At 67.7% G+C, this 13677-nt stretch carries 14 protein-coding genes; 10 read left to right on the plus strand and 4 right to left on the minus strand.

All coding sequences use genetic code 11. The features are described from left to right. The first annotated feature begins 13 nt into the window (after window positions 1–13). Window positions 14–1237 carry a sensor histidine kinase gene (locus TZ00_RS17525; protein ID WP_052521684.1) on the plus strand — a complete coding sequence of 408 codons (1224 nt, stop codon included), beginning with the start codon at window positions 14–16 and terminating at the stop codon, window positions 1235–1237. Further along, window positions 1234–1839: a response regulator transcription factor gene (locus TZ00_RS17530; RefSeq protein WP_044443707.1), complete on the plus strand. Its 606-nt coding sequence runs from the start codon at window positions 1234–1236 to the stop codon at window positions 1837–1839. Before TZ00_RS17525 ends, TZ00_RS17530 begins: the two co-directional genes overlap by 4 nt. Here the strand turns inward: TZ00_RS17530 and TZ00_RS17535 are convergent. After that, the gene (locus TZ00_RS17535) at window positions 1836–2357 is read right to left on the minus strand and encodes a DinB family protein (protein WP_044443709.1); all 522 of its coding nucleotides are present in this window, start codon (window positions 2355–2357) and stop codon (window positions 1836–1838) included. The two genes, TZ00_RS17530 and TZ00_RS17535, sit on opposite strands and share 4 nt — an antisense overlap. Window positions 2358–2456: 99 nt before the next feature. On the opposite strand from TZ00_RS17535, the gene TZ00_RS17540 reads away from it, so the two are divergent. Further along, window positions 2457–2756, plus strand: a complete 300-nt coding sequence (locus TZ00_RS17540; protein WP_044443710.1) for a DUF2470 domain-containing protein — start codon at window positions 2457–2459, stop codon at window positions 2754–2756. 43 nt (window positions 2757–2799) lie between these two features. Here the strand turns inward: TZ00_RS17540 and TZ00_RS17545 are convergent, their stop codons facing one another. After that, entirely contained in the window at window positions 2800–3600 is an 801-nt protein-coding gene (locus TZ00_RS17545) for a LysM peptidoglycan-binding domain-containing protein (RefSeq protein WP_161793795.1), read from the minus strand. Window positions 3601–3760: 160 nt separating this feature from the next. On the opposite strand from TZ00_RS17545, the gene TZ00_RS17550 reads away from it, so the two are divergent. The 7 genes from TZ00_RS17550 (at window position 3761) to TZ00_RS17580 (ending at window position 11176) form a co-directional block, all read left to right on the plus strand. Then, window positions 3761–4414, plus strand: a complete 654-nt coding sequence (locus tag TZ00_RS17550; RefSeq protein WP_044443712.1) for a biliverdin-producing heme oxygenase — start codon at window positions 3761–3763, stop codon at window positions 4412–4414. Between the two features lie 144 nt (window positions 4415–4558). Then, a complete protein-coding gene (locus TZ00_RS17555; RefSeq protein ID WP_044443713.1) occupies window positions 4559–5236 on the plus strand; it encodes an NUDIX hydrolase in 678 nt (225 codons plus the stop codon). 76 nt (window positions 5237–5312) lie between these two features. Next, the gene (gene nadA / locus TZ00_RS17560) at window positions 5313–6641 is read left to right on the plus strand and encodes a quinolinate synthase NadA (RefSeq protein WP_044443714.1); all 1329 of its coding nucleotides are present in this window, start codon (window positions 5313–5315) and stop codon (window positions 6639–6641) included. Window position 6642: 1 nt separating this feature from the next. Then, window positions 6643–8310, plus strand: a complete 1668-nt coding sequence (nadB, locus tag TZ00_RS17565; protein WP_044443715.1) for an L-aspartate oxidase — start codon at window positions 6643–6645, stop codon at window positions 8308–8310. 4 nt (window positions 8311–8314) lie between these two features. Next, complete coding sequence (gene nadC, locus TZ00_RS17570; RefSeq protein WP_044443770.1) at window positions 8315–9169, plus strand: carboxylating nicotinate-nucleotide diphosphorylase; 855 nt, start codon at window positions 8315–8317, stop codon at window positions 9167–9169. A gap of 127 nt (window positions 9170–9296) precedes the next feature. Beyond that, on the plus strand, window positions 9297–10436 hold the full coding sequence (locus TZ00_RS17575) for a cysteine desulfurase family protein (RefSeq protein WP_044443716.1): 1140 nt from the start codon (window positions 9297–9299) through the stop codon (window positions 10434–10436). Between the two features lie 44 nt (window positions 10437–10480). Beyond that, complete coding sequence (locus TZ00_RS17580) at window positions 10481–11176, plus strand: alpha/beta fold hydrolase (protein WP_044443771.1); 696 nt, start codon at window positions 10481–10483, stop codon at window positions 11174–11176. A 144-nt stretch (window positions 11177–11320) separates the two neighbouring features. On the opposite strand, the gene TZ00_RS17585 is transcribed toward TZ00_RS17580, so the two are convergent. Together TZ00_RS17585 and TZ00_RS17590 are read right to left on the minus strand one after the other, a co-directional pair. Then, entirely contained in the window at window positions 11321–12313 is a 993-nt protein-coding gene (locus tag TZ00_RS17585; RefSeq protein WP_152631256.1) for an NHL repeat-containing protein, read from the minus strand. A gap of 244 nt (window positions 12314–12557) precedes the next feature. Then, window positions 12558–13583, minus strand: coding sequence for a DUF6923 family protein (locus tag TZ00_RS17590; RefSeq protein ID WP_044443718.1), 1026 nt, complete (start codon window positions 13581–13583; stop codon window positions 12558–12560). Window positions 13584–13677: the final 94 nt, after the last annotated feature.

A 13677-nucleotide genomic window follows, 5' to 3' on the forward strand; every position in this document is an offset into this window, starting at 1 on the left:
TTAGGGTGGGCGGGTGACGAAGATCCACGAACCGCGCCGATTCGGGCCGGGATGGCCGATCCGGTCGGCGAGCGCGGGACCGGATCCGACGACGGCCCTCCCTTCAGCCCTGACGTCGCCCCGCGCGTACAGCTGGTACCTCGGGGCGGCGTTCTCACTTTTCTGGGTCTACTCGACGATTCCGGACATCGTGCGGCACTCCACCTCGGCGCTCGAGAGCACCGCGGGTATCACCCTGGTCGTGATCTTCAGCCTCTGCTTCCTCGCGGCTGCGCCTGTCGCCTGGACACTCTCGACCCGGGGTCGGCTTGTCGTGTGCGGGGCCATATTCGCCTTCACCCTGGTCTTCGCACCCTGGCTCGGCGCCGGCACCGTCGGGCTGTGGACCTACCCGGGCGTCATGATCGGCATGTGCGTCTTCTCGTGGACATTCACCATGACGGCGATCGGCGCGCTCACGGTGGTCGCGCTCATGGTGCGAACACTGACCCAGCCGTGGTCGGACGCGCTTCTGATCCAGCCGGTCATCATTCTGTCTATCTCGCTCATGATGGCCGCGTTCGCCCGCACCATCGCCGTCATCAACGAGCTGCGCGCCACCCAGACAGAGCTTGAAGCGGTGACTGCGGAGCGCGAGCGGAGTCGCGTTGCGCGCGACATCCACGACATTCTCGGTCACTCGCTCACGGTCATCACGGTCAAATCCGAACTCGCGGCACGCCTGATGGATGCCGACCCTCAGCGGGCGCGCTCCGAGATCGAGGATGTCGAGACGATCGCACGCGGCGCACTGGCGGATGTGCGGGCGACCGTGTCGGGCGTGCGCGGCACCACAGCGAGCGGAGAACTCGCGGCCGCACGAGGGGCGCTCGCCGCGGCGGGAGTGGAGGCCGAACTGCCGTCGTCGACCGACACCGTCGCAGCAGAGCACCGCGAACTCGTGGGCTGGGTGATCCGCGAGGGCGTGACGAACGTCGTGCGGCACGCGGGGGCGTCGCGCTGTCGCATCCATCTCTCGGAGAACCGCGTCACGATCGACGACGACGGACGGGGGCCCAGTGCGGCCATCGAGGTCGGGTCGGCATCGTCGACGGGACTGCGTGGCCTGCGGGAGCGAGTCGAGTCGGCCGGCGGATCGCTGCACATCGGATCGGGGGCGCTCGGTGGTTTCACCCTGACCGCCACCCTGCCGGCAACGGCGACGTCGCCGGCGGACAACGAAGGAGAACGCCCATGATCCGGCTGCTGATCGCCGACGACCAGGCCCTTGTGCGCGGCGCGCTGGCCGCCCTCCTCTCGCTCGAGGCAGACATCGAGGTGGTGGCCGAGGTCGGGCGCGGCGATGAGGTCGTGGATGCCGCCAGGGCGTCCGCCGCTGATGTGGCTCTTCTCGACATCGAGATGCCCGGCATCGACGGAATCGCGGCCGCGGCCGAACTGCGCGAGGCGGTTCCGCACTGTCGAGTACTGATCGTGACGACGTTCGGCCGCCCCGGCTACCTCGTGCGGGCGATGCAGGCGGGAGCCTCGGGTTTCGTGGTCAAAGACACCCCATCGGCCCAGCTGGCCGACGCCGTGCGTCGAGTTGCGAACGGTTTCCGGGTCGTCGACCCCTCACTCGCCGCCGAGTCTCTCGCTCAGGGCGACTCGCCCCTCACCGAGCGCGAGACCGATGTGCTGGCGGCCGCGCGCACGGGCGGATCGATCGCCGATCTCGCGCGCATCCTGCATCTGTCTGAGGGCACGGTGCGCAACCACCTGTCGGCGGTGATCGGCAAGACCGGCGCACGCAATCGAGCGGATGCGGCGCGAATCGCCGAGACGAACGGCTGGCTCTAGCCCGCCGACACGTCGTGCAGGTGATGCACGGGATCGTGGATGAAGTACTGCGCCAGCGTTTCGACGGTGAAACTCGCCCCGTCGCCGCGCCTACCCGACCGGCCCCAGGCATCCGGGGGCACGGCGTCGAAGGCGCCGGCAATCGCGTGACCCGCCTCGACCAGCTGCGCCGAGACCACGATCGGATCCTGCTCGTTGTAACGCTCCTCCACAGCCGTCGCGTCCTGATCCCAGTTGACGAACAGGGGGTCGTTCTCGGTGAGCATCAGCTCGAGGCGCCCGCGCATGATCGTGAACACATCGCGCACGTGCGCCGCGTACTCGAGCGGTGACCAGGTGTTGTCATCCGGTCGCTCTCTCACGTCGGCTCGTTGGAGCGCAGAGGGCCAGGCGGCCGCGTTCAGGCGGGTGAGTTCGGCAACCTCGCGCGCGTCGGTGGTGGAAGCGTCGAAACCGCACTCGGGGCACGGCTTTTCGAGCACCCAGGTCCAGCTCTTGGTCTCGGGAACGATAGGCATGGGCCGAGTTTATGGATACGCCAAGCGGCCCCGCCATGCCATTTGCGCCAGGCGTCGTCGACTTCGTGCCGACCTGCGCCCGGCGTATACGCTCGACGGATGAGCACCTTCAGCCCCGACGTCGTCTCAGCCATCCTGAAGCACATGAACGGCGACCACACGAACGACAATCTGCTCATCGTGCGAGCGTTCGCGAACCCCGCGGCGACCTCCGCCGTGATGACGGGTTTCGACGGCTCGGTCGCGACCTGGGACGCCACCGCCAACGGGGCAACGAGCGAGGTGCGCATCGCGTGGCCCGCCGGTCCGATCACCGAGCGCGGCGAGGTGCGCCGCGAGGTCGTCGCCCTCTACGACGCCGCCTGCGCTCGCCTCGGAGTTGAGCCGCGCCCGCACTGAGCCCGCACGAAGACACCGAAGAACAACAGAGCAGGCCGTAGCCTCAGCGGTCGGCGAGTGAGAGGTTCAAGACTTCGCCCGTGTACGCGCTCTGATCCTGGGGAGCCAGACCACGCGACGGGTTGAGGTAGAAGATGTCGTCGACCGAGATACCGAACCTCTCCGCGATGCTGCTCAACGTGTCTCCCGGGGCGACGGTATAACTGATGGCCGCGCCCGAGTCGTCGACCGCGACGACCCCCGCCGCACCTGCCGTTTGACCAGTGTCAGCAACCTTGAGATCTGGTCGCCGCGGGCTCATCGTCCACACGATAGGGGCCGAGGCAACCACAGTGGCGAGGCAGTCGTTCTGCTCTCGATCGGCATCGCTGTAGAGAGTGAGCACGGCAGAGCCGAAGAAACTCGGGTCACCCTGGGTGAGATCGGGGAGCAGCAGCTGAGATCCCGGATCCATAGAGTCGACGGAACCGAGCGAGAATCGAAACCCGCTATCCGCGCAGGGCTGCGAGGCATCGATCGTGTAGGGCAGGAGGGTGAGCTCGCTACCCGCCGGTGCGGCGAGGTCGTGCGTGATGATCTGGTACGCGTCGGGCTCGTCGCTCGCTACGACCGTGAAGGATCCTGAGGCCTGCGAGCCCGGTCGGGGCGTGAACACCGCGGAGGCTACCTCTGCACCTGGCGCGACAGGCGCGGGCGAGGAGGCGATCGTCGCGTCTCCAGTGGGCGCCGCAGTCGCTCCCCCGGTTGCGTCAGGGCGAGTCTGAGACTGGGGAACGCAGGCGGTCAGCAGCATCACCAGGGCCGTTAGCGCTCCGAGCGCCCCTGCGCGTCGCTTGCAACTCATTTCGCCAGCGTAAGCGACATGGGGAGCCTGCGCTCGCCTCGGAGTTGAGCCGCGCCCGCACTGAGCTGAACTACGTCTAGCAATGCCACAGGCGCGTCCGATAAAGTAAGGACAACCTAACCTCACGGCTAGAGAACCCCACTTTTTTGGAGTCGTCATCGTGACCAACGTCATTCCCTTCTCGCAAGCTCTCCGCGAGCGCACCTGGACCAGTCACAGCGAGAGCGAGGGCGCCAGCTTCATGGGCGACCTCATGAGCGGCAAGGGCACGCGTGACGACTACATCGCGCTCGTCGCACAGCACTTCTTCATCTATGAGGCCATCGAAGTGGCCGCCGACCGCATGAAGAACGACCCGGTCGCCGCGCCCTTCATCACCTCGAGGCTCACCCGCCTTCCTGCCATCAAAGAAGACCTGCGCTTCCTCATCGGCGACGACTGGCGCGAGCAGATCGTCCCCCTGCCGACGACAGCCCGCTACGTGGCACGCATCAACGAGGTGGCCGCGACCTGGAACGGCGGCTTCGTCGCGCACCACTACACGCGTTACCTCGGCGATCTCTCGGGTGGCCAGATCATCCGCACGCTCATGCAGCGCCAGTTCGGCTTCGAGACCAACGGCGTGGGCTTCTACCTCTTCGGTGACATCGCCAAGCCGAAAGAGTTCAAAGAGACCTACCGCGCGCAGTTGGATGCGACGGGATGGGACGACGCAGAACGCGACCGCGTGATCGACGAGGTTCTGGTCGCGTACCGCTTCAACACCGAGCTGTTCGTCGACCTCGCCAACGCGAAGGCGACCGCAGCCGCCTAGCTCGAAGCGGCGCGTCCGCCTCAGTGCGGGTGCCCGCCATCCGCGCCCACCATTGCGCGTTTGCGTTCGGGTCATTGTGACACTAAGCTGATTTCAGCACTTAAAGTCATCGCTACCTTAAGTCATGACACGATCGGCACGGCCATGAGCCAGCAGCAGGCGAGCGTCGCGGTATCCACCGTGATCTTCGCGTTGCGCTCCGATCCGGCCACGGGAATAAGCACCGTCTGGATCCCCGTCGTCCGCCGCATCCGGCAACCCGACGAGGGCCGATGGGCTCTGCCCGGCGGCCCGTTGCGGGTGGATGCCGACCTCGAGGAGGCGGCGCGCGATCACCTTCTCGAGACCACAGGCCTCACGCCCAAGTACCTCGAGCAGCTCTACGCCTTCGGCAAGGTCGGCCGCTCTCCCGGGCAGCGCGTCGTCTCGATCGTCTACTGGGCACTGGTCGAGAGCGACGAGGCTGCGCGCGCGACGGTGGGCGAGAACGTGACCTGGCTGTCGACCGACGAACTGCCCGAGCTGGCCTTCGATCACAACCTGATCGTCGACTACGCCCTGTGGCGACTGCGCACGAAAATGGAGTACTCCCGCATCGCGCACGCATTTCTGGGCGACACGTTCACCCTCGCTCAGTTGCGAGAGGTGCACGAGGCCGTGCGCCAGAAACCCCTCGACCCGGCGAACTTCCGTCGCACGATCGAGTCCAGCAAGACGGTCGTCCCCACGGGCGAATTCGTCACCGGCGCGCGGCATCGCCCCGCTCGCCTCTACCGCTACGACGGGTCGATCGACCTCGCCGACAGCGGCCCACTCCAATAGAAGACCCCGTTCCCTGAGCCTGTCGAAGGGAACGGCCCACCCGCTTCGACAGGCTCAACGAACGAAGAAGAACTCCATGACATCCGTCGACACCACCATCCAGCTCCTGACCCGTGAACAGGCGGCCGGCTCCGCAGGTAACAGCACCTGCACGCCCGACCTCGCCCTGCAGCCGTGGAGCTTCGACGCCGGCATTCCGAATTACGGCCCCGGCGCATCCATGACCGACGTCATCCCCACCGGATCGCCGGTGCAGGGGCGCCTGCCCGTCGAGTACACAACGGCGAGCGCCGACGAACTGGATGCCCGCATCCGGGCCGCGAAAGAGACGCTCGGCGAGCGGGTGGTCGTGCTGGGCCACTTCTACCAGCGCGACGAGGTGGTGCAGTACGCCGACTTCGTGGGCGACTCGTTCCAGCTTGCGAACGCGGCCAAGGCCAAGCCCGACGCCGAGGCCATCGTCTTCTGCGGCGTGCACTTCATGGCCGAGACGGCCGACATCCTGTCGAAGCCGTCGCAGGCGGTCATCCTGCCCAACCTCGCCGCCGGATGCTCCATGGCCGACATGGCCGACATCGACTCGGTAGAAGACGCATGGGCGCAGCTCACCGAGATCTACGGCACAGCGCCGGATGCCGATGGTCGGGTTCCCGTGATTCCGGTCACCTACATGAACAGCTCGGCCGCGCTCAAGGCGTTCTGCGGCCGCAACGGCGGCATCGTCTGCACGTCGTCGAACGCGGCGACGGTGCTCGAGTGGGCCTTCGAGCGCGGACAGCGGGTGCTGTTCTTTCCCGATCAGCACCTCGGACGTAACACGGCGAAGGCCATGGGAATCCCCGTGGAGCTGATGCCCATGTGGAACCCGCGCAAGCCGCTCGGCGGCAACTCGGCCGACGAGCTCGTCGACGCGAAGGTCGTGCTCTGGCACGGCTTCTGCTCGGTGCACAAGCGCTTCACCCCGGCTCAGATCGAGAAGGCCCGCGCCGAGTACCCCGGCGTTCAGGTGATCGTGCACCCCGAGTGCCCCATGGCCGTCGTCGATGCCGCCGACTCGGCGGGGTCGACCGACTTCATCGTCAAGGCGATCCAGGCCGCGCCGGCGGGCTCGACCTTCGCCATCGGCACCGAGATCAACCTCGTGAACCGCCTGGCTGCCGAGTACCCGCAGCACACCATCTTCTGCCTCGACGACGTGATCTGCCCCTGCTCCACGATGTACCGCATCCACCCCGGCTACCTCGCCTGGGTGCTCGAAGGCCTGGTCGATGGCGTGGTTCTCAACCGCATCCAGGTGGCCGACGATGTGATCGCCGACTCGACCGTCGCCCTCGAACGGATGCTCGCGGCCCGGCCGCCCGCGTCGGCTCCCGCTCCGCAGACGCCCGCCGGAGCGGGGCGCTGACATGGCCCACGTTCTGATCGTGGGCAGCGGCATTGCCGGCCTGGCCACCGCGCTGCACGCGTCGCAGCTGCACGGCCACGACGTGACCCTCGTGACCAAGGGCGCACTCTCCGACAGCAACACTCGCTACGCACAGGGCGGCATCGCGGCGGCGACCGCGCTCGACGACAGCGCCATCCTGCACGCCGAAGACACGATCCGGGCGGGCGCGGGGCTGACCGACGAGACGGCCGCGCACGTCTTGGCCGACGAAGGAGCGGCGGCCATCCAGAGCCTGATCGAATGGGGCGTGCGGTTCGACCACCTGCCAGGCAGCGCCGAGCCCGACCGCGCTCTCGAGGCGGCACACTCCAGGGCCCGGGTGCTGCACGCCGGCGGCGACGCGACAGGCGCCGCGATCGAGGCGGCCCTGGTCGCGGCGGTTCGTGGCACCGCCGTGACCATCCGCGAACACACCACGCTGACCGACCTGGTGCTCGCCGATGCCGCGGGCATCCGCGCTGGTTTGGCGCATCCGCTGCCGGTCGACCAGGCGCGCATGGCCCCAGCCGGCGCGGATGCCGACAGTCGGGTCGTCGGCATCGAGGTGCTGCGGAGTGACGGCGGGCGCGAGGTTCTGCTCGCCGACGCCGTCGTGCTCGCCACCGGAGGCGCGGGGCAGCTCTACTCGCACACGACGAATCCCCTGATCGCCACGGGCGATGGGCTCGCGGCGGCGCTGCGAGCCGGCGTGGCCACCGCCGATCTGGAGTTCTACCAGTTCCACCCGACCACGCTCGCGGCGCCCGGAAACTTCCTTGTGTCGGAGGCCGTGCGTGGTGAGGGAGCCGTGCTGCGAAACGAGCGCGGCGAACGGTTCATGGTGAGTGTGCACCCCGATGCCGAGCTCGCCCCGCGCGATGTCGTTGCGCGGGCGATCGCGGCCGAGATGGCGAAGCAGAACGGCGTGCCCGTGAATCTGGATGCCCGTGGCATCGGCCGCGAGACGCTCACCGCCCGCTTCCCCACGATCATGGCGGCGTGCGCGGCGGCCGGTTTCGACCTGGCCGGCGGACTCGTCCCCGTGGTTCCGGCGGCGCACTACTACATGGGTGGAATCGCGACCGATCTCGACGGCCGCACCTCACACGCGGGGCTCTTCGCTGTGGGAGAAGCGGCGTGCACGGGAGTGCACGGCGCCAACCGACTCGCCTCGAACAGCCTGCTCGAGGGCGCCGTCTTCGCCCGCCGCGTGGCAGCGGCGCTGTCGAACACCCCGTTCCCTGAACTTGTCGAAGGGATGGACGCCCCCCTTCGACAGGCTCAGGGAACGGGTGTCGGAGCCGTCAACCGCTCCGAACTGCAAGCACTCATGTGGAGCTTTGCCGGACTGACCCGCTCCGGCGTTGGTCTCGCCACGGCCGCAGCCCGCCTGCGGATCTGGGCCGAGGCATCCACCGCACGTGCCGACAGCCGGGAGCAGATCGAAACCGACAACCTGCTCATCGTCGCCCAGGCGCTCGTCGGCGCGGCGCAGGCTCGACACGAGTCGCGCGGCGCGCACTCTCGAAGCGACTTCTCCCAAACCGACCCCATCGCCCATCGCCAGCCGTCTCACCGGATCGCCCGCCGCACATCCGGCGAGATCCCGGGCGACACCGCACTCACGCTCCAGACCCAAGGACACTGACATGCTGCTCACACCCCAGGCGATCGACCGCGTCGTCATCGCCGCTCTGGCCGAGGATGCCCCGTGGGGCGATGCGACCTCCGACGCGTTCCTTCCTGACGGCGCGACGGCCACCGCCCAGTTGGTGGCCCGCGAGCCCGGAGTGTTCTCAGGCGGCGAGGTCTTCTCGAGAACGATGCTCGCGGCAGACGAGTCGACCACCACTGCAGTACTTCTCGAAGACGGCGAGCACTTCGAGGCCGGGGCTGTGCTCGCCACGGTCTCGGGCCCGGCGCGCGGTGTACTGCTCGGCGAGCGCGTCGCTCTCAACCTCGTGCAGCGCATGAGCGGAATAGCCACCGTCGCCGCGCGCTACGTCGACGCCGTCGCGGACACGCGAGCCCGCATCGTCGACACCCGCAAGACGACTCCAGGCCTGCGCGCGCTCGAACGGCACGCGGTTCGCAGCGGCGGCGGCGGCAACCACCGCTTCTCGTTGAGCGACGCCGTGCTCGCGAAAGACAATCACCTCGCGGTGCTCACGGCATCCGGTGTCTCGCTCACCGACGCGATCATTCGCGCCCGGGCCCGCATCTCGCACACCACCCACCTCGAGGTCGAGGTCGATCGCCTAGACCAGATCGAGCCCGTACTCGCGGGCGGGGTCGACACGATCATGCTCGACAACTTCTCGCTCGACGAACTACGCGCCGGAATCGCGATCGTGGCGGGGCGGGCGCTGGTCGAGGCCAGCGGAGGGGTCAACCTCGAAACGGTGCGCGCCATCGCCGAGACAGGAGTCGACATCATCTCGGTCGGCGCTCTCACCCACAGCGCGCGAGCTCTCGACCTGGGACTCGATCTGCAGGTGGAGGCATGAGCAGAGCGTGCGCCCGGGGCCACGCCTGTTGCCCAGAGCGACGGATGTGGCCGGTCGCCGGGCAACATTCGTCGCGCCCGGTAGCATCCGCCGGTGTGAGAGGCGGAGTGGGCGCCCAGGAGCACGCGTGATCTACCTCGACCATGCCGCAAGCTCGCCTGTTCGCCCCGAGGTACTTCAGGCGATGTGGCCGTACCTCACAGGAGACTTCGGCAATCCGTCGAGCCACCATGCTCTCGGAGACTCGGCCTCGCGAGCCCTGGCCGACGCGCGCGCTCGCCTCGCCGCCTGGTTCGGCGCTCGACCGAGCGAGATCACCTTCACGTCGGGCGGCACCGAGGCCATCAATCTCGCGATCAAGGGCATCGCGCTGGGGCAGCCTCGCGGGCGCCACATCGTGACCACGCCGATCGAGCACGAGGCCACCCTCGAGTCGGTCGACTTTCTGCGCCGGGTGCACGGCTTCGATGTGTCGTTCGTGCCGGTGGATGCGACGGGCCGGGTCGACCTCGACGCCCTCGCCGGGCTGCTGCGGCACGACACAACGCTCGTGAGCGTGATGGCGGCGAACAACGAGATCGGCACTCTGCAGGACACAGCAGCGATCGGCGCTCTGGCGCACAACGCCGGCACCGTGATGCATGTCGACGCCGTACAGGCCGCCGGCTGGCTCGACGTGAGTCTGGATGCGCTCGGTGCCGACGCCGTGTCGATCTCGGGTCACAAGGTGGGTGCGCCGAAGGGCGTGGGTGCTCTGGCCGCACGCTCCCGGGTGGTTCTGGAACCGCTGCTGCACGGCGGAGGCCAGGAGCGAGGCCGGCGATCCGGCACCGAGAATGTGGCCGCGGCCGTGGGGCTGACGACCGCCGTCGAGCTGTCCGAGACCGACCGCACCGAGGCATCCGAGCGGGTCGTCGGGCTGCGCGATGAGCTCATTGCGCGCATCGAGGCGGCGCTCCCCTCGGCGATGCTCACAGGTTCACGCGAGCACAGGCTGCCGTCGATCGCCTCGTTCCTGTTTCCCGGAACGAGCGGCGAGGGCGTGCTGCTCGGGCTCGAGGAGCGCGGCGTCGTGTCGTCGAGCGGATCGGCCTGCGCCGCCGGCAGCGACGAGCCGTCGCCTGTGCTGCTCGCGCTGGGTATCGATCCGGCGGATGCGCAGACTGCCGTTCGCTTCAGCCTCTCGCCCGCGACGACCGCCGCCGACGTCGAGACGGCCGCCGCTGCGACTGCAGAAGCAGTACGCACGCTGACGCAGTTGCGCTGAGGCCGACACCCATTCCCTTCCGTTCCGGGCGTATCGTGGCCAGCATGCACATCGTTCTCGTTCCCGGATTCTGGCTCGGCGGGTGGTCATGGGCTCCTGTGACCGCGGCCGTCGAGGCGGCAGGTCACACTCCGCATCCGCTCAGCCTGCCCGGCATGGACTCGGTTGATTCCGACCGCGCCGGCATCACGCTCGACGACCACATCCGCTTCGTCGAGGAGTACATCACCGCGCTCGACGGCGATATCGTGCTCGTGGGCCACAGCGGAGGGGGCTCGGTGATCCACGCCGTCGTCGACCGCCACCCCAACCGCATCCGGCATGCCGTCTATGTCGACAGCGGGCCCACCCCCGACGGCATGGAGATCAACGCCAACATCCCCGAGGTGAACGGCGAACTTCCCCTGCCCGCCTGGGACTTCTTCGACGACCTTGAGCTGACCGGACTCGACGACGCCGATCTCGCGAACTTCCGCGCCCGCGCCGTGCCCACCCCGACGCGGGTCGCCCGCGACCCGCAGGTGCTGACGAACGAGGCCCGCTACGAGGTTCCCGTCACCGTGATCACCTGCACCTACAGCGCCGAGGAGCTACGTCGCGGAATGGGTGCCGGGGTGCCGTACTTCGCTGAGCTGCCGCGCATCCACGAGGTGGGAATCGTGGAGCTGCCAACCGGCCACTGGCCGCAGTTCTCGCGCCCGCGCGACCTGGCCAACGTGATCGTCGCCGCCATCCGCTAACCACCGATGTAACTCAGGAGTAACGAGGGTTCCACGTACGAATTGACGAGATTCGGCCGTATTTTCCTGAGCACGAGCGCCGACCGTCCAACAACAGAAACGGCCCCCAGCGCAGAGCGCCGGGGGCCGTTCGGTTGAGCGAGTCTAAACGTTCGCGCGGCGACGACGGATGGCAGGCACCAGCAGCGCCAGGCCTAGCATGGCGACCAGCGCTCCACCCGCGGCGATCGGCGCCGCGTCGACACCGGTGTTCGCGAGCTTCGGCGCGGGCGGGGTCACCGGCGTGACCGGGGCCACGGCGGGCGGCTGCACAACCGGCGGCTCGACCGGTACGACCGGGCCGGGTATGTAGAGCAGCGACTGGATGTAGATGGTCTGCTCTGCGTCGGCAATCGTGCCCGAGCGGAGAGAGCTGCCGGCGAGATCGGCGAGATCTGCACTCCAGAGGTCTCCGGTCCGGCCTTCTACTTCGTCCTCACCGGAGTCCACCTCCATCCATAGGACGCCGGCCCTGTCGATCTGCAGAGAGAAGATACCGCCGTCGACATCGACAATTCCGACCAACGTCGCGGTTCCCGCCACGACATCGATAGTGAACACCTGTCCTCCGGGCCTGATCGCGTAGAACAGTCCAGTCGTGGGATCGACGGAGAACCCCAGCAGGGCAGAAGTCCCGAGTACGGCGATCTTGGTCAGCGCGGCCGTGTCGAGGTCGAGCGAGTAGAGCGTGTCGTCCTGGATCGCGTACGCCGCACCGTCGTTTCCGATGGCCATCGAATCGATGCCGTTGCGCTCACCGTTGAGCGCGAGCATTCCCACCGGGGTGCTGTCTCCAGTCTTCGGATCGATCCTGGTGAGGACCGCCGGTTCGAGGCCCTCGGCGGAGTAGTAGGCGGTCGACGTGACGGGGTTCCAAGCGGCCTGCAGTGCGCATTCGGCTTCCGACTCCGGAGCGCCATCGCCGATGGCAGTAGCGGCTGCTGTCGCCGCGTCGATCGAGAACAGCGTCAGAGCGTTCACGTCTTCGTCGCACGAGATCGCGTGGAGCGAGCCCGTGGCAAGCGTGCGGCCCGAGGCTGCCGATGCAGGAGCGGCGACGATGCCGATCGAGACGAGGCCGATGGTGAACGTTGCCACGCCCACGGCTATTCTTGCCCGAAGGCGCGAGTTATGCATTGATGGATCCCCCGGATGATGGTGACGACCCACCTCGTGGGGATCGAACAGAATCACTGCCGTTGTCGGCAGATTCTCAGACAGTAACAGAACGTGACGGTTCGTGGTAGTTTCGCTCGCTTTTGGCGGCGCACACAAACGCGCCCGTTCGGTGCATCCGCGCCCGGTCGAACGGGGGCGGATGCGCCGAACGGGCGCGGATGCTTCAGCGAGCGGCGCGGCGACGGATGGCGGGCGCCAGAAGCGCCAGGCCGAGCAGTGCGACAAGCGCTCCGCCCGCTGCGATCGGAGCCGCGTCGACACCGGTGTTCGCGAGTTGCGGTGCGACCGGTGCAACGACCACGGCGGGCTCGACGACAGGAGCGACCGGAACGACCGGCTTGACCGGAGCCGGCACGAACAGCAGCGCCTCTGAGTAGACAGGATCCTCACCGACAGCGATGGCGCCGGAGAGAACAGAACTGCTCGAGAGATCGGCGGGGTCGACGCTCCACAGGTTCGCGACGAAGCCGAGGTCGGGCTCGAATGAGTCGCCTTCGATCCAGAGAATTCCGGCGGAGTCGATCTGCAGCGAGAACGGGGCGTTGAACGAGCCGCTGTTGAGGCCGGTGTCTCCTACCAACGTCGCGGCACCGGTCGTGACGTCAACCGAGTAGAGCAGGCCCTCAGGGCTGATCGCGAAGAAGTCACCGGTCGTCGGGTCGACCGCGAAGCCGTAGAGTCCGACGACGCCGAGCTGGCCCACTTCGGCCAGTTCACCGGTCGTGAGGTCAACAGTGAACAGCTCATCGCCCGAGATCGCGAACGCTGCCCCGTCGAGTCCGATGGCCAGAGAGTCGACACGTTCGCCGCCACCCTCGAAGGTGAACGGCGCGACAGTCGCGCTGGCGCCGGTAGTGAGATCGACCGTGCCGAGCGTCGTGTCGGGGCCCCAGCTCACGAAATAGGCCGTCGACGTAAGAGGGTTCCATGCGGGCTGGCCCGCGCAAGCATTCTCCTCCGACGTGGCTGCGCCGATAGCCGTTGCACCCGCCGTCGCAGCGTCGATCGAGAAGAGTTGCGGGTTAAGAATGCCCTCATCGCACGACAGAGCGTAGAGCGACGAGCCCGCGGGCAGGGAACGCCCTCCGGCAGCAGCAGCAGGAGCGGCGACGACGCCGATGCCGACGAATCCGATGACCAACGTGGCGATGCCCGTGGTGAGTTTTGCACGAAGGCGCGAATTATGCACTGATGGGTCCCCTTGAGTGACGATGACGATCCCTGCAACGAGGACCGAACAAGATGAGCTGCAGTTGTAGGCAGATTCTCAGACAGTAGCAGAA

This window comes from Agreia bicolorata, assembly GCF_000938265.1.
GTDB lineage: Bacteria > Actinomycetota > Actinomycetes > Actinomycetales > Microbacteriaceae > Agreia > Agreia bicolorata.